At 70.1% G+C, this 15092-nt stretch carries 17 protein-coding genes; 15 read left to right on the forward strand and 2 right to left on the reverse strand.

The genetic code is table 11. From position 1 onward, the window contains the following. Positions 1-156 precede the first annotated feature (156 nt). Complete coding sequence (locus ACWBNA_RS01535; RefSeq protein ID WP_482701455.1) at positions 157-858, forward strand: helix-turn-helix transcriptional regulator; 702 nt, start codon at positions 157-159, stop codon at positions 856-858. A gap of 144 nt (positions 859-1002) precedes the next feature. On the opposite strand, the gene ACWBNA_RS01540 is transcribed toward ACWBNA_RS01535, so the two are convergent. Beyond that, positions 1003-1935, reverse strand: coding sequence for a UbiA family prenyltransferase (locus ACWBNA_RS01540; RefSeq protein WP_482701457.1), 933 nt, complete (start codon positions 1933-1935; stop codon positions 1003-1005). A gap of 204 nt (positions 1936-2139) precedes the next feature. Here ACWBNA_RS01540 and ACWBNA_RS01545 point away from each other — a divergent pair, with 204 nt between their 5' ends. Together ACWBNA_RS01545 and ACWBNA_RS01550 are read left to right on the forward strand one after the other, a co-directional pair. Next, complete coding sequence (locus ACWBNA_RS01545) at positions 2140-3585, forward strand: FAD-dependent monooxygenase (protein ID WP_482701459.1); 1446 nt, start codon at positions 2140-2142, stop codon at positions 3583-3585. Positions 3586-3666: 81 nt separating this feature from the next. After that, a complete protein-coding gene (locus ACWBNA_RS01550) occupies positions 3667-4062 on the forward strand; it encodes a PPOX class F420-dependent oxidoreductase (protein ID WP_482701461.1) in 396 nt (131 codons plus the stop codon). On the opposite strand, the gene ACWBNA_RS01555 is transcribed toward ACWBNA_RS01550, so the two are convergent. Continuing rightward, positions 4049-4570, reverse strand: coding sequence for a cysteine hydrolase family protein (locus ACWBNA_RS01555; protein ID WP_482701463.1), 522 nt, complete (start codon positions 4568-4570; stop codon positions 4049-4051). The genes ACWBNA_RS01550 and ACWBNA_RS01555 overlap by 14 nt on opposite strands. Positions 4571-4741: 171 nt before the next feature. Between ACWBNA_RS01555 and ACWBNA_RS01560 the strand changes: the two genes are divergently transcribed. The 12 genes from ACWBNA_RS01560 (at position 4742) to ACWBNA_RS01615 (ending at position 15042) form a co-directional block, all read left to right on the forward strand. Further along, entirely contained in the window at positions 4742-5950 is a 1209-nt protein-coding gene (locus tag ACWBNA_RS01560; protein WP_482701465.1) for a serine hydrolase domain-containing protein, read from the forward strand. A gap of 33 nt (positions 5951-5983) precedes the next feature. Continuing rightward, complete coding sequence (locus ACWBNA_RS01565) at positions 5984-6391, forward strand: acyl-CoA thioesterase (RefSeq protein ID WP_482701467.1); 408 nt, start codon at positions 5984-5986, stop codon at positions 6389-6391. A gap of 98 nt (positions 6392-6489) precedes the next feature. Next, the gene (locus ACWBNA_RS01570) at positions 6490-7869 is read left to right on the forward strand and encodes an MFS transporter (protein ID WP_482701469.1); all 1380 of its coding nucleotides are present in this window, start codon (positions 6490-6492) and stop codon (positions 7867-7869) included. A 62-nt stretch (positions 7870-7931) separates the two neighbouring features. Then, entirely contained in the window at positions 7932-8969 is a 1038-nt protein-coding gene (locus tag ACWBNA_RS01575) for a ketoacyl-ACP synthase III family protein (protein WP_482701471.1), read from the forward strand. Between the two features lie 47 nt (positions 8970-9016). After that, positions 9017-9298, forward strand: coding sequence for an acyl carrier protein (locus ACWBNA_RS01580; RefSeq protein WP_482701473.1), 282 nt, complete (start codon positions 9017-9019; stop codon positions 9296-9298). A 20-nt stretch (positions 9299-9318) separates the two neighbouring features. Continuing rightward, positions 9319-10548, forward strand: a complete 1230-nt coding sequence (locus tag ACWBNA_RS01585; RefSeq protein ID WP_482701693.1) for a beta-ketoacyl-[acyl-carrier-protein] synthase family protein — start codon at positions 9319-9321, stop codon at positions 10546-10548. Beyond that, a complete protein-coding gene (locus ACWBNA_RS01590; protein WP_482701475.1) occupies positions 10545-11678 on the forward strand; it encodes a beta-ketoacyl synthase N-terminal-like domain-containing protein in 1134 nt (377 codons plus the stop codon). Before ACWBNA_RS01585 ends, ACWBNA_RS01590 begins: the two co-directional genes overlap by 4 nt. After that, on the forward strand, positions 11675-12625 hold the full coding sequence (locus ACWBNA_RS01595; RefSeq protein ID WP_482701478.1) for an AfsA-related hotdog domain-containing protein: 951 nt from the start codon (positions 11675-11677) through the stop codon (positions 12623-12625). Before ACWBNA_RS01590 ends, ACWBNA_RS01595 begins: the two co-directional genes overlap by 4 nt. After that, the gene (locus tag ACWBNA_RS01600; protein ID WP_482701479.1) at positions 12622-13344 is read left to right on the forward strand and encodes an HAD family hydrolase; all 723 of its coding nucleotides are present in this window, start codon (positions 12622-12624) and stop codon (positions 13342-13344) included. The genes ACWBNA_RS01595 and ACWBNA_RS01600 overlap by 4 nt, the downstream gene beginning before the upstream one ends. Further along, positions 13341-14051: an SDR family oxidoreductase gene (locus ACWBNA_RS01605; protein ID WP_482701481.1), complete on the forward strand. Its 711-nt coding sequence runs from the start codon at positions 13341-13343 to the stop codon at positions 14049-14051. The genes ACWBNA_RS01600 and ACWBNA_RS01605 overlap by 4 nt, the downstream gene beginning before the upstream one ends. Next, on the forward strand, positions 14051-14539 hold the full coding sequence (locus tag ACWBNA_RS01610) for an ApeI family dehydratase (protein WP_482701483.1): 489 nt from the start codon (positions 14051-14053) through the stop codon (positions 14537-14539). The genes ACWBNA_RS01605 and ACWBNA_RS01610 overlap by 1 nt, the downstream gene beginning before the upstream one ends. Then, positions 14536-15042 (forward strand): 3-hydroxyacyl-ACP dehydratase FabZ family protein, encoded by a 507-nt coding sequence (locus ACWBNA_RS01615; RefSeq protein ID WP_482701485.1) that lies wholly within the window; start codon positions 14536-14538, stop codon positions 15040-15042. Before ACWBNA_RS01610 ends, ACWBNA_RS01615 begins: the two co-directional genes overlap by 4 nt. Positions 15043-15092: the final 50 nt, after the last annotated feature.

Here is a 15092-nt window from a genome sequence, read left to right on the forward strand (position 1 = left end):
ACATTTCGTTCGTGAGGTGGATCGCAAGATCCCGTCACGGTGATCTGTGCGGCGCTACCTTTGTGGGTGGCCGCTTCCGGCCCGACGATGCGCTGGAATGCGGTGCCATGAGCAAAATGCCCCGACTGCGGTTGGGGTATTTCGACAGGGGGACCCGTGCCGTATCCGGCTGCAGCGCAGTTTCTTCGATCAGCGATTCCCGACATCATCCGCTCCTATCAGAGCGCGCTGCGGGCGATCCGCAGCCCGCTGGCGACGCGCAAGGAAGTGTGGGCGAAGTGCCGCGACCAGGCCCAGGCGATCGTCGAGGACTGCGTCGCGGCGTTGATGGGTGAGCAGCCTTCGGCGCCCGCCGAAGCCCGCAGGTACTCGCATCTGGTGGGCGTCGACCGGGCCACGCAGGGGATCGCGGTGGCGGAGTCGGTGCGTGCCGTGGACATCCTGTGGAGCGCGATGCAGCCCGCCGTGCGCAGTGCCGTGAGTTGCGAGGCGGCCGCCCGGCGCACTTCCGCGTTACTGCTGATCAGTACGGTGTTCCGGTCGAGTTCCGGCAGCCGTCTCTACGCCGGCGCCGTCGGGTACGACGCCGCTGCGCCCCAGCTGCCCGACGAGGCGGCGGAGGAGTCCGGCTCCGACGCCCGCGGCGAGACCCCGTTCCAGTCGGCCGCCTGTGCAGGGCTGTCGCAGCGCGAGAGACAGGTGCTGGAGAGGGTGGCGAGGGCCATGACCAACAGTCAGATCGCCCGTGACCTCGGCATCGAGACGGCGACCGTGAAGCGGCACCTCAACAACATCTACGCCAAGCTCCAGGCGGAGTCCCGGATCGACGCCATCAACAAGGCCTACGGGCGGCGCTGAGCCGATGGCGTGCGGGGTGCGGCCCGCCACGTGAGGGTGGCGGGCGGCACCGGGTGCGAGGCGGCCGAAGCCCCGGCCGGGCGCGCGAGGGTCATCTCCCGCGCTCTGGCCGGGGCTTCGGTGCGTCCGGCCCGGCTTCAGGCCTCATCGCATCGTCGCGGGCAGCACCAGCGTCGCCACCATGACAAGGTTCGCCGTGTACTGAGTGCGCATGAAGGCGCGGTAGGCGCTGCGGCGCGTCCGCTTGTCCGCGCCCTCGGTCCGGGCGGTGCGCACGATCTGCACCACCACGCAGACGGCTCCGACGGCCACCACCACCATCGCCGCCAGCGTCGACGGCGCCCAGCGCAGCGCCGCCAGGAGTCCGCCCGCACCGACGGCCAGCGCACCCGCCGCGCCGAGCGCGCGCGCCAGCCAGGCGCCATGGCGCACCGCCACGGTGCGGCGTCCGCCGACGGCGTCCCCGTCGGCGTCGCTGAGGTCCTTGACCACCGATCCCACCAGCGCCATCCAGCCGCTCATGACGGTGGCGAAGACGAGTCCGGCCGTGTTCAGCCCGCCGTCGGCGGTGGCGGCACCGCCCGCGAACGAGGCCCAGCCGAGACCGAACACGACCACCGCGCACGCACTGCTCCAGCGCTTCGCGGGAAAGGGAGGTGCCGAATAGATCCAGCCCAACAAGAGGAATGTCGCCGTCCAGATCGTGAGTCCGGGCACGAATTCGGAGAGAAGCAGCGAACCCACAGCCGCGCCCGCGGTGATGAAAGCGGCCGTCCTTTCCGGCAGATCCCCCCGCGCGATCGGCCGGACGGACCCATTGGCGCGGTCCTCCTTGACGTCCATGACGCCATTGATGAGGTAGGCGGCGACCACGGCCAGCCACCAGGCGAGGGCGCCGACGGCCAACTGCAGTGGGTGCGCCCCGTGTTGACGCGTGCTGAATGCGGTGCCCGATGCGTACCGCAGAAGGAAGACGATCTGAACGGTCGGGCGCGCCTCTGCCAGAGAAAGACGTGCGTAACGAAAGGCCAGAGGCTGCGCCTTGGAGGTGAGTATTGCGTCGGTTATCTCGGCCACGGCCGTAACGTACGAGGCTTTCCGGCGCCGGGTGACGCATCTGCACCCTAGGGTGCACCCCTCGAATTCTGCGCAGTGGTTCCTTGGTTGCAGTCCGCCGCTTATGGGCCGTGCACCGGGCCCCGAAGCCTTCACCATGGCCGTCCGAGGCATTCACCGAAGCCTTGACGCCATGGGACCGACGAAGGTTTGGGGAGGTGGGCCATGACGGACGTGGTCATCGCGGGCGGCGGCCCGGTGGGACTGATGCTGGCGTGCGAGCTGCGGCTGGCCGGAGCGGACGTGCTGGTTCTGGAACGACTCACCGAGCGCGTACCGCATTCGAAGGCGCTCGGCATGCACGCGCGAACCCTGGAGGTGCTCGACCAGCGCGGCATCGCCGAGCGCTTCCTGGAGGGGCACAAGCGGGCGCCCACCACGCACTTCGCCGGGCTGCGGCCGCTCGAGTTCGACGCCTTGGCCACCCGGCACCCGTACATGCTGGTCATACCGCAGGCCCACACCGAACGGCTGCTCGCCGAGCGCGCCGCCGAACTGGGCGTGCGGATCCGGTACGGCGCCGAGGTCATCGGCCTCGCTCAGGACGCCGACGGCGTCGACATCGAGGTGGCCGGCGACGCGCCGCTGCGGGCGCGGTACCTGGTCGGGTGCGACGGCAGCCGCAGCGCGGTGCGCCGGCTGCTCGGCGTGGACTTCCCCGGCACCCGGGCCACGCTCACCGCGATGGTCGCCGACGTCACCCTCGACGAACCTCCGGCCCAGCCGCGGCTGCTGGCCCGGCACCCGGGCGGTCAGGCCGGGGTGCTGGAGTACGGGCCGGGGATGTACCGGGCGATGACCATCGAGTACGACACGGTGGCCGACCCGGACATCCCGGGGACCTTCGACGAGTTCAAGGCGACCTTCCGGCGGATCGCCGGCACCGATCACGGCATGCGTGACGCGATCTGGGTCTCCCGGTTCGGCGACGCCGCCCGGCAGGCCGACCGGTACCGGGTGGGCCGGGTCCTCCTGGCGGGGGACGCCGCGCACATCCACAACCCGTCCGGGGGACAGGGCCTGAACCTCGGTGTGCAGGACGCGGTGAACCTCGGCTGGAAGCTGGCGGCCGTCGTAGGCGGACACGCGGGCGAGGAACTGCTGGACAGCTACCAGACCGAGCGCCACCCGGTCGGCGCGCGCGTCCTGCAGAACACCCACGCCCAGGTCGCGCTGAGCCGCCCCGGGCACGCGGTGGACGCGCTGCGGGAGCTGTTCGCCGAGCTGATCCGCGTGGAGGAGGTCAACCGCCTGCTGACCGACCTGGTCAGCGCGCTCGATGTGCGCTACCCGATCGACGGCGCCCACCCGCTGACCGGGGCGCGCGTGCCGGACGCGGACCTCAAGACCGGCGACGGCGACACCCGGGTGTCCCGGCTGCTGCACTCTGGCCGGGGCGTCCTGCTCGACCTGGCGGAGGACCCCGCGCTGCGCGCCACCGCGGCGGGCTGGGCGCACCGCGTGGACCTCGTGCCGGCGAAGCACGTGGATGCGCGCCTGGACGGCGTGGACGCGGTGCTGGTGCGCCCCGACGGCTACGTGGCCTGGGCCGCCCCGACCGACGTGACGCTGCCCCACGCGCTGACGACCTGGTTCGGCCCGGCGCGCTGACCACCCGGTTCACACGGACCGTGGCGACCGTACGCCCGAACGGGCAGTACGCCCGAACGGGCAAGATGGCGAAGGCACTTGATGAGTCTCATACCCGAAAGCCACCGCGACCTGCTGGAGCGGCCGCTCTTCGCCCATCTCGCGACGATGCGGCCGAACCGGGGCGGCCCGCAGGTGAATCCGATGTGGTGTTCCTGGGACGGCATCCATCTGCGCTTCACGAGCACCAGGACCCGCTTCAAGTACCGGAACGTGACGGCCGATCCGCGGGTCGCCGTCTCCATCAACGATCCGGAGCAGCCGTACCGCTGTCTGGAGATCCGCGGTGTCGTCGAGCGCATCGACGACGACTCCTTCGGCGCGTTCTTCGTCGAACTGGCCAACCGCTACGGCAGGGAGCTGGGCGGCCGGCTGCCTGCGGACGTCAGGGACCGCGTGGTGTACGTGGTCCGGCCGACGGCCGTCAGCTACCAGTGACGAGCCCGGCGAGGACCTCCTCGGTGGTGCGCACCGCGGCACCCGCCCGGGCGAACCGGCCGAGGACCCGGTCCTGTTCAGCGGCCGAGACCGTGGTGGTGGCATCGGAGACCAGGGTGACCCGGTAGCCCGATACCAGCGCCGTCCGGGCCGTGGCGGCGACTCCGTGTGCCGTCGACAGACCGGCGATCACCACGTCGGTGATGCGCAGTGCGGCCAGCCGCGCGTCCAGATCCGTCCCCTCGAACGCGTCGAGGCCGTGCTTGACGACCAGAAGGTCCTCCGGCCCCGGTGCGATCCGCTCGTGCAACTGGTTGGCGGGGGCCTGTGGCCCGCCGTCGGAGCCGTCGGCGTGCAGGTGACGGACCAGCACCACGTCCGTGAAGCCCTCCCGCAGCCGGGCACAGGCGTCGACGACCGCCGACGCGGTCCGCGGTTCCCACGGGTGCATTCCCAGGACCCAGTGCTGCAGGTCGATGAGTATCAGTGCGATACGGGTCTCGGTCATGTTCTCCAAGTTCTCCCCCCGAGCAGTGAGTTCGGTCCGGAAGGCTAGCAGGAATGATCAACGAGATTTCCTGTGCACCCTAGGGTGCAGATCCGAACCGGCGGGGCCGGACCCCTCGTAACGTAGAGCTCGCGGTCGAGGACACAATTCCCGGAAAGGGCAGAAAAAGTCATGGAGTTGAGGGCGGATCGTCTGGATGGTCTGGGGAAGTACTTCGGTCGGCTTACGGCCGAGGGAAAGATTCCCGGATACTCGGCCATGGTTTCGCAGCACGGGGAGGCGATATACGAATCGTCCGGCGGAATGGCGAACATGGCCGAGGGAATTCCGATGACGGCGGACAGCATCTTCCGCACGTGGTCGCTGAGCAAGCCGATGACCTCGGTGGCCTTCATGAAGCTCGTCGAGGAGGGCCTCGTCGGTCTGAACGACCCGCTGGCGGACTATCTGCCGGCCTTCCGTGACCAGCGGGTCTACCGCACCGGACTCCCGGCGGCTCCTGTGACGGAGGGCCTGCTGGAGCCGATCCGGATGTGGCACCTGCTGACCCACACCGCGGGTCTGGGCTACGGCGCCCACCAGTCGCACCCCGTGGACACCGTGTACGTCAACCAGGGCTACACGGTGGAGCCGCCGGCCGGCACCTCTCTCACCGAGGCCGTCGACGCGTGGGCATCCTTCCCGCTGCGGTTCCAGCCGGGCACGGGCTGGAACTACGGGGTGAGCACCGACGTCCTGGGCCGGGTCATCGAGGTGGTCTCCGGCAAGCGCCTCGATGTCTTCATGCGCGAGTCGTTCTTCGAGCCGCTGGGCCTGAAGGACTCCGGTTTCCACGTGGACCCGCAGAAGAAGGACCGCTTCGCCGAGCTCTACAGCCCCACCGCCGACGGCGGCATCGAGCACAACCCGCAGGCGAGCGTCCACGCCGCCGAGGACCCGGTCTTCCTGTCGGGCGGCGGCGGCATCTACACCACGGTCGCCGACTACATGAGGTTCCTCGGCATGCTGGCGGACAACGGCAGGATCGGCGGCGGCTCCGACTTCTATCTGTCGCCGCTGACCGTCGAGTCGATCCGCGGCAACCATCTGCCGGGGAACATCACGCTCGGCTCCGGATTCGGCAACTGGGCGGTGCCCGCCGTCAACGAACTGATGCCCGGCGCCGGCTTCGGACTGGGCTTCATGACGGTCGAGTCGCCGCGCGAGACCCACCTGCTGACGCGGCAGGGCGAGTACTTCTGGCTCTCGATGAGCAGCGCCAACTGCTTCATCGACCCCGCCTCGGGCGTCGCCGCCCTGGTCTCCCCGCAGCTGTTCCCGTCCCGCACCCTGCCGATCACCAATCGCCTGCGGCAGTTCGTCTACCAGGCCTACTGCTGAGCCGAGCCGGCCACGTCGAGACGAGGTGAGGCGATGAGCACGAAATCGATGCCCGTGGAGATCCCGCTCAGATGGGGCGACATGGATTCCTACGGTCACGTCAACAACTGCGAGATCGTACGGATCATCGAAGAAGCCCGCATGAGATGGCTTATGTCGAGTGGCGTCTTCGACGGGGAGACCGCGGTCGTCGCGGCCCATGAGATCGGATATCTGCGTCCTCTCCGATACTCGCTCGATCCGGTCAACGTCGAGGTATGGACCTCGAATGTCCGGCGGTCCAGCTTCGAGTTCAATTTCCGGATCCTGGACAACTCCCGGCAGGTGAGCGTCAAGGCCGTCAGCCGAATGGTGATGTTCGACCTCGGCAAGCAGGAGAGCTACGCCATCAATCCGCGGCTGCGCGAACATCTCGACGCCGCCCGCGGGGACCGCCTGTAGTGCCCGTTCCCCCCAACCGTCGGCCCCGAAGAGAGAAAAAGGGAATCTCCATGTCGACCGTGGTGTCGAAATCCTCCCCACGCGCAACGCAATCGACCATGGGCACGCTGGGACTGACCATCGTCCTGGTCGCCGCGGCACTGACGATGATCGACGCGTCGATCGTCAACGTCGCCCTGCCGTCGATCCAGTCGACCCTGCACACCGACGCCTCGGTGTCGCAGTTCGTGGTCAGCGGCTATGTCATCGCCTACGCCATCCTTCTGGTGCTGGGCGGCAAACTCGGTGACCGCTACGGCCGTCGGCGCCTGTTGCAGATCGGCGTCCTGGCGTTCACCCTGACCTCGCTGGCCTGCGGGCTGGCACCGAGCATCGGATTCCTGACCGCCGCCCGGGTGCTCCAGGGCGGAGCGGCCGCGTTCCTGCTCCCGCAGGCGCTCTCCACGATCCAGACGTCCCTGGCCGAGTCGGCCAAGACCCGTGCCATCGGCCTGTACGGCGCGATCGGCGGCCTGTCGGCCGCGGTCGGCCAGCTGCTCGGCGGCGTCCTCGTCTGGGCGAACATCGCCGGCCTGGAGTGGCGGCCCATCTTCCTCGTGAACGTTCCGCTGGGAATCCTCGCTCTGATCGTCGCGAAGTCCCATGTGCCCGACACCAAAGCCGCCGGCGACCAGCCCATGGACCTCGGCGGCACGGTCCTCCTCGGCGTCGGCGTGCTCGCGCTGCTGATCCCGCTGAGCGTCGGCCGGCAGGTGCACTGGGCGGTGTGGTGCTGGGCGCTGATCGCTCTCGCCATCGTCGCCGGGGCCGCACTGTGGCGCCATGAGCGCCGGTTGGAGCAGCAGGGGCGCACCCCGCTGATCCCGCCGTCGCTGGTCCGGCTGCGCCCGGTCAACCGCGGACTGCTCGTCCTCGGCAGCGGCTTCCTGGTCTTCAGCGGGTTCTCCTTCGCGGTCCCGCTGGCGTTGCAGCAGGGCAACGGCATGAGCGCGATGGAGTCGGGTCTGTCCGTCGCCCCGCTGGCGGTGGGCGCCTTCCTCGGCTCCCTGCGGGCGCCGAAGGTCATGGCCAAGTTCGGCATGCGCACCGTGAACGTCGGCGGCGGCTTCCTGGTCGTCGGTCTGGCCCTGCTGATCGTCGCCGCCAGGGCGTGGTGGCCGCACCTGCACTTCTACGAGCTGGTCGTCGCGATGTTCCTCATCGGTGTCGGCAACGGGCTGTTCATCCCGCCGGTCTTCCGCACGATCCTCACCTCCCTGCCGCCGGACCAGGTCGGCGCGGGCAGCGGGATCATGTCGACCACCCAGCAGACCTCGGTCGCCGTCGGCACCGCGGTCCTCGGCCAGGTGTTCATCGGCTTCTCCGCGGGCGGCGACATGAACCTCGGGTTCGTCACCGTGACCGCGGTCTACCTCGTGGTCGGTGCGCTGCTCCTCCTCTTCGGCGGCGCGGCCCTCACCCAGAAGACCGGCGACTGACCCTTCCGCCCCGGATGCCCGCCCGGCGGACCCGGATCCCCCAACACGAGGAAGTGGCTGACATGTTCATCGGCGACCTGTACCTCAACGGCTGCGCCGTGTCCTATCCCACCACGCGCGTCCCGGTGGCCGAGGCCCTGGCGCAAGGGCTGGTCCGCGAGTTCGACGAGACCATCGGAAACCCGGACGTGCCCGTCTTCGACGAGCAGGCGCCGGCCGCCGACCTGGCCGTGGAGGCTCTGCGCCAGTCGCTCAAGTCGACCGGCACGGACGCCTCGGACGTGGACCTGCTGATCCACTGCGGATGGTGGCACCAGGGCTTCGACATCTGGAGCGCGGCGCACTACGTCGCCCACCGGACCGGTGCCCTGGGCGCCCTCCCGATGAATCTCTCACAGGGCTGCAACGCGCCCATGGCGGCGCTCGAACTCACCGTCCGGGCGATGCGGGCCGACGGCGCCCTGCGGACCGGCGCCGTCACGGCGGCCGACGCCATGCAGTTCCCGCAGATCGACCGCTGGAACCTCAACTACGGCTGCGTGCACGGCGACGCGGGCACCGCGATGCTGGTCTCGCGTGAGCCGGCCGCGCACAACGCCTTCCGCATCCTCTCGATCGCCAGCAAGGCGGCCCCCGAGCTCGAAGCCATGAACCGGGCCGGATACACCGCGACCCCCGGCCCCGCGCTGCGGGACGGCGGCCGGGTGGATCTGAAGGCGGCCAAGAAGGCGTACCTCACCGAGTTCGGCATGGAGGGGTTCATGGGGCGTTCCCGTGAGGCCCTCACGGGGTGCGTGCGCCAGGCCTTGGAGGAGGCCGGACTCGACGGCGGCGAGAGCCGTATCCGCGTCGTCTCGGTGCCCCGGCTCAGCGGCAAGATCTTCGAGACCGTCTACCGGGCCCAGCTCGCCCCGTTCTTCGGCGAACAGAAGCTGGCCTGGTGGGGCGACCGGACGGCCCACCTGGGCGTCGCCGATGTCGGCGCGAACATCGAGGACACCCGCGACGAGCACGCGCTGGAACCCGGCGACATCACCGTCGTGGTGAACGCGGGCGGCGGCTACACCTGGTCCTGCCTGGTGCTGGAGTCCGTCGCCTGACCCACCCGTCCGGAAAGAAGACCCGTCCCACAGAAGGAGAAGGAAAAATGACGACTACTTTCGTTTCCGACGAGACCATCCGCGAGACCACCCTCGACATCATCGTCGACGAGCTGGAGCTGGACGTCGAGCCGGAGGAGGTCGACGGCGGCGCCGACCTGATCGAGTTCTACGGCGCCGACTCCCTCGGCCTGATCCAGGTCCTGGCCTGCGTCAACAAGCAGCTGGGGATACGGGTGCCCCGCGAGCAGGCAGTCGATCTGCGCACCGTCGACCTGCTTGTGCAGCGCATCATCGACATCCGCGACGGCAAGGGCGGCGACCTGTGAGGCGTGCACGCAGGGTCGTGGTGACCGGCCTGGGATGTGTGAGCAGCATCGGGACCGGCGTCGAGGAGTTCACCGAGGGCATCAAGGCCGGCCTGAGCGGAGTCTCCGAGATCGAATCCTTCGATGCCGCTGACTTCCCGGTCCGGCTGGCCGGTGAGGTGCACGGCTTCGATCCCGCCTCGATCGTCCGGAACATCGACCTCGACGACTGGGGACGTACGGCCCACTTCGCGGCCGCCGCGGCCCGGCTCGCGATGGACGACTCCGGGCTCGACCTCGACGAGGAGACCCGTGCGACGGCGGGCGCGATCATCGGCACCACCAACGGTGAGGCGCCCTCCGTCGACACCCTGACCCAGCAGTGGCTGGACGGCGGCCCCAGCACCCTCTCCGCCGACGTGGCCCGCAGGATCCCGGCCGGCAACATCGCCGCCGCCGCGGCGACGGAACTGGGCCTGTACGGCGAGACCGTCGTCATCCCCACGGCGTGCTCGGCCGCCAACTACGCCATCGGAAGCGCCGCCGACAAGATCATCGCCGGTGAGGCCGATGTGATGGTGGCCGGCGGCGCGGACAGCGTGAACCGGTTCACCCATGCCGGGTTCCTCAGCCTCGGTGCGGTGGCCGACGGAGTGCCCCGGCCGTTCGACCAGGACCGCTCCGGCATCGTCACCGCCGAGGGCGGCGCGGTGCTGGTCCTGGAGGAACTGGAACACGCCCGGCGGCGCGGCGCCCATGTCTACGCCGAGCTGTTCGGCTACGGGCTCAGCTGCGACGCCCACCACATCGTGCACCCGGACGCGGAGTCCATCGCCACCTGCATCCGGCGGGCGCACGCCAACTCGGGCATCGTCGCCGAGGACGTCGACTACATCTGCGCGCACGGCACCGGCACCCCGACCAACGACATCACCGAGGTCACGGCGACGCGCCTGGTGTTCGGCGACGAGCATCCGCCGATGAGCTCCATCAAGTCGATGCTGGGCCACACGATGGGCGCGGCCAGCGGATTCGGCGCGATCGCCTGCTGCAAGGCGATCGAGGACGCCTTCCTGCCGCCCACCATCAACCTGGGCACCGTCGACCCGGCGTTCGGCGAGGGCATCGACTTCGTCGGCACGGGTGCCAAGGCCGCCGCGGTGCGGGTCGCGCAGAACCACGGCTTCGCCTTCGGCGGCAACAACGCCATCACCATTTTCGGCGCCTATGCCGACGGCGAGCCCGTCGGCGCGGGGGAGGGACCGCGATGAGCGGAGCGGCACAACTCCAGATCTCCGATGTGTCGGTGCTGTCCGCGGCCGGAGTCGGCCTGGACGCCCTGCGCGCCCGGCTCCGTGAGCCGGGCGCGGCCGCCGGCGGCGAACCCTTCACCGGTCTCGAACCGACTCGGCCGGGGGGACCCCCACCGGACACCGCCCACTACGAGGGCCTGCCCGGCCGGGTCGCGGCCGTTCCGGACTTCGAGATCACCGACTATGTGCCGAGGAAGGGCACGAAGAACCTCGACCGGACCACGAAGCTCGGTCTCGCGGCCGCCACCCTGCTCAAGCGGTCGCTGGGCGAGCGGGCCGAGATCGACGAGGCGTCCTGGGAGTCCACCGGGATCGCCATGGGCACGGCCGTGGGCAGCCTGCGCAGCAGCGTCGACCTGGACGTCGACATCATCGAAGGCAAGGGGACCGACCTCGTCAACCCGGCGGTCTTCCCCAACACCACGATGAACTGCTGCGCCAGCCAGATCGCGATCTGGCACCACTTCCGCGGCCCGAACTCCACCCTCGCCAACGGCACCGTCAGTGCCCTGTCCGCGCTGCGCTACGCGGCCCGGCTGATCCGCTGCGGTCACGCCGGGCGGATGCTCGTCGGCGGTGTCGAGGAGTTGTCGCCCCACACCGCGTGGGCGATCCGGCTGAAGAAGGAGGTGCAGGAGTCCGTCTTCATCGGCGAGGGCGCGGCCTTGGTCGCCCTCGAACCCGCGGGCGCGGACGCACCGCGGGCCGTGGCCACGGTGACGGCCTGCGAGGTGATGTTCGCCCCCGAGCGCACCCAGGCCGGCTACAGCGCGGCGCTGCGCCGTGCTATCGACCGGGCGCGGGCGGCCGCCGAGGCCGCGGGCACCGGCATCGACCTGGTCCTGCCGGGGAATGTCGGAACGGCTCTGCAGAGCGCCGAGGCGTCGGCTCTCGACGGCTTCGACGGCTTCGACGCCGAGCGCGTGGACGTGCGGGCCGCGGTCGGCGAGTGCGGCGGCGGCCTGGGCGCCATGCAGCTCGCCGCCTCGGTGGCCCTCGGCCGGCCCGGCACCGGCGTGCTCATCACCGGGATCGACGACTCCGGGGCGGTGGCCGCGGCCGTACTCACCATGAAGGAGCGGGCATGAGCGTGCCGACTGCCGCTACCCGGGTGCGCCGGGAGCTGGTCCACCGCGCCAACGAGCAGGAGATTCTGGTCTCGCCGCCCTGGCGGGCCGAGGACGGCGGCTACGGCGGTACGACCGTCACCACGGCCCTCAACCCGTACTACCGCGACCACCCCACCACGCATTGGCTGGACGCCCTGCTGCTGATCGAGGCCTGCCGCCAGGCGGCGCTCAGCGCGGCGCACGACTTCGAGGCTCTCTCGCCCGACATCGCGTTCTTCTTCAACTCGATCGACATGGAGATCACCGACGTCGAACAACTGGCCGGCATCCGGGATGAGTTGACGATCCGGTCGGAGTTCGAGGAACTCCGGTTGCGCGGTGACGGCTCGCCCAAGCAGATCACGTACAACCAGCGCGGCACGGACGGCTCCGGCCGGACGGTGGTGGTGACGTCGATGGCGGTGCAGGGCCTGCCCAAGGGCCGCTATCCGGAGCTGCGGGCCTACCAGCGGGGCGGCTCGGCCGCGCCGACCACCGCGGGGCTGCTCTCCGGCACGGGCACCCGGGCCGGCCTCAGCTCGCCGGAGAGCGTGGGCCGTACGCAGGACGCCAACGTGGCGATCGCCGGCGTACGGTCCCAAACGGGCACCTTGGTCGCGGACCTGGCGCCGGACTTCGCCAACGCCAGCCTCTTCGACCACGACTACGACCACTATCCGGCGATGGTGCTCATCGAGGCCGGCCGGCAGCTGGCGCTGTCCGGCACCCCGGACCCCGCCGGGCACGTGGTCACCGCGGTGCGCGCCACCTTCGAGCACTTCGCCGAACTCGACGCGCCGATCCGGCTCGTGGCCCACCACGGCGAGCGGTGGGTCGAAGTGAACTGCGTCCAGGACGACCTGGTCGTCACCCGGATGTCGTTCGCGCTGTCACCGGCCCCCGCCGGCGAGGGGCAGGCGCGATGAGGACCGCGATCTGGACCGACTTCCGCGGGGTGATGACCCCGCCGCTGCGGGAGGGACTGCGCGCCTACTGCGAGGGCAAGCCGTTCACCCCCGCACAGCTCGGGCAGTGTCTGCGCGCCATCGCCGACCGTTACGGCAGTTCGGACGGGATGGCCGTACTGGACTCCGGGATCCTCTCGGAGCGGGAGTGGGCGGCGGAGATCGAGCAGGAGCTGTCCGCCCGGTTCGGCGTGGACGCGGACCTGTCCGGTCTCGGCCCCGAGTGGTGGAGCGACCGCCGGGTCGACCCCGAGTGGCTCGCCGCCCTGCGCACATGGCGGCAGGCGGGCGCCTTCGTGGGCGTGATCTCCAACCTTCCCGCCGACTGGAAGGCCCACTTCGCGGACTTCCTGCACTGGGACGAGCTGTTCGACGAGGTCCTGCTCTCCTGCGACCTCGAGACCCGCAAACCCGACACGGGGATGTTCCGCCACGCCGAGTCACTCTCCGGCCTTCCCTCCGAGTCCAACGTCCTCGTCGACGACCTGGACGACAACGTCGCCGGTGCGCGGCGGGCGGGCTGGGTCGGCGTGATCGGCGGTGGAGGGTCCACGCGTGCCGCCATCGAGCGGATCGACTCGATCGTGCGCTCCGGCGCACCGCAACACCTCGTGCGCTCCGGCGCACTCCAGTACGTGCCTGCACACCAAGAACACCAAGAACAAGGGGCGCAACGATGACCAGTCGATCGGTGTTCGTCACGGGAGCCAGCCGGGGCATCGGCGCGGCGATCGCGAGCGATCTGAACAAGCAGGGCTACCGCGTGGTCGGCACCGCCCGCACCACCCGGCCCGAACTCGAAGGCGTCTCCTTCGTCCAGTGCGACGTGCGGGACCCGGAGTCGGTGCGCACGGCGGTGGAGCAGGCCCGCGAGATCGTCGGCGAGATCGACATCGTCGTGAACTGCGCCGGCATCATGAACGACGGCCTGCTGCTCACCCAGACACACGAGGGCGTCCAGGAGGTCCTCGACACCAACCTCACCGGCTCCATCAACGTGGCGCGCGAGACCGTGCCGGACATGATGGCCAACAAGTGGGGCCGCATGGTCTTCGTCTCCTCCATCGTCGCCCTGTGGGGATCGCCCGGCCAGGTCAACTACTCGGCCTCCAAGAGCGGCCTGATCGGCGTCGCCCGCTCCCTCGCGTGGGAACTGGGGCGCGCCGGGGTCACCTCCAACGTCGTACTGCCGGGCCTGATCGAGACCGACATGATCGCCGAGCTGTCGGACCGCCGACGCAAGGAGATCGTGTCGCAGACGGCACTGCGCCGCACCGGACGGCCCGAGGAGGTGGCCGCACTGGTCTCCTTCCTCGTCTCCGAGGACGCCGGGTTCATCACCGGCGCCTCGATACCGATCGGCGGCGGCGTCGGCATGGGGGTCTGATGAGCGCGACGGCGTTTCCCGTACCGGCCGAGGCGTCCGCCGTCCGTGCGGAGGGGATGCCTGCGCGAGCCGACGCTTCCGCCGTCCGTGCCGAGGCGTTCCCTGTACGAGCCGACGCGCGCCGGATGCCGCTGGTGGCCGTGGACGACGTCGAGGCGGTCGACGGAGGCTTCATCGGCCGCAAGACGATCGTCGCCGACGACCCGTATCTCGCCGGGCACTTCCCGTCCCTGACGGTGTATCCGGGGGTGTTCATGATCGAGAGCCTCCAGCAGATGGTCGAGCTGCACCTCGACGGAGCGCTCGGCGGGGTCGAGCTGGTGGAGATCGGCTCGGTCCGGTTCAGCCGGCCGGCGCTGGCAGGGGACACGGTGATGTTCGAGGCCGCGGTCAGCGGCGACCGTACGCGCCTGGTCACCAGGGTGACGTGCAGCAGCGGCGGCGAGCGCCTCGCCCGCATCACCGCGACGTGGAGGAGCCGGACATGACGGCCCGGGACCAGGCCCAGATCCAGCCCGACTCACTTTCCGGGCTCCTTCCCGACCCCGGCGACCTGCTGCCCTACGGCTACCCGGCGCTCCAGGTCGACCGGATCGTCCGGCACACGCCGGGCGCCCTCGAGGCCACGAAGGCCGTGACCTACCACGAGCTGGACGCCCATCTGGGCGGCGCCCGGCCGGGCCGGTTCCCCGCCACTCTCACCCTGGAGTCGTTCCTCCAGGCGTGCGGACTGCTTCTGATGCGGGAGTCCGCCCCGGACGACCGCCGGCTGCTGATCTTCGGGTCGGCGCGCGGGGTACGGGTGACCGATGCGGTGCAGGCCGGTGAACTGCTCGTGCACTCGGTGGAGTTGATCGACCGGGACGAGGAGACGGCCACGTTCTCCGGTGTGTCCCGGGCCGGGGACGGCCGCACCGTCCTCGAAGTCGACCGTGCCATCACCCTGCTGCGCCCCGCCGACTCGTTCGAGGGCCCGGGCAGCGGGAGCTGAGATTTCTGATGTCCGAGTTCTGATGTCCGATGTCCGAAACGGAGGATTCG

Source organism: Streptomyces sp. Q2 (genome assembly GCF_056820935.1).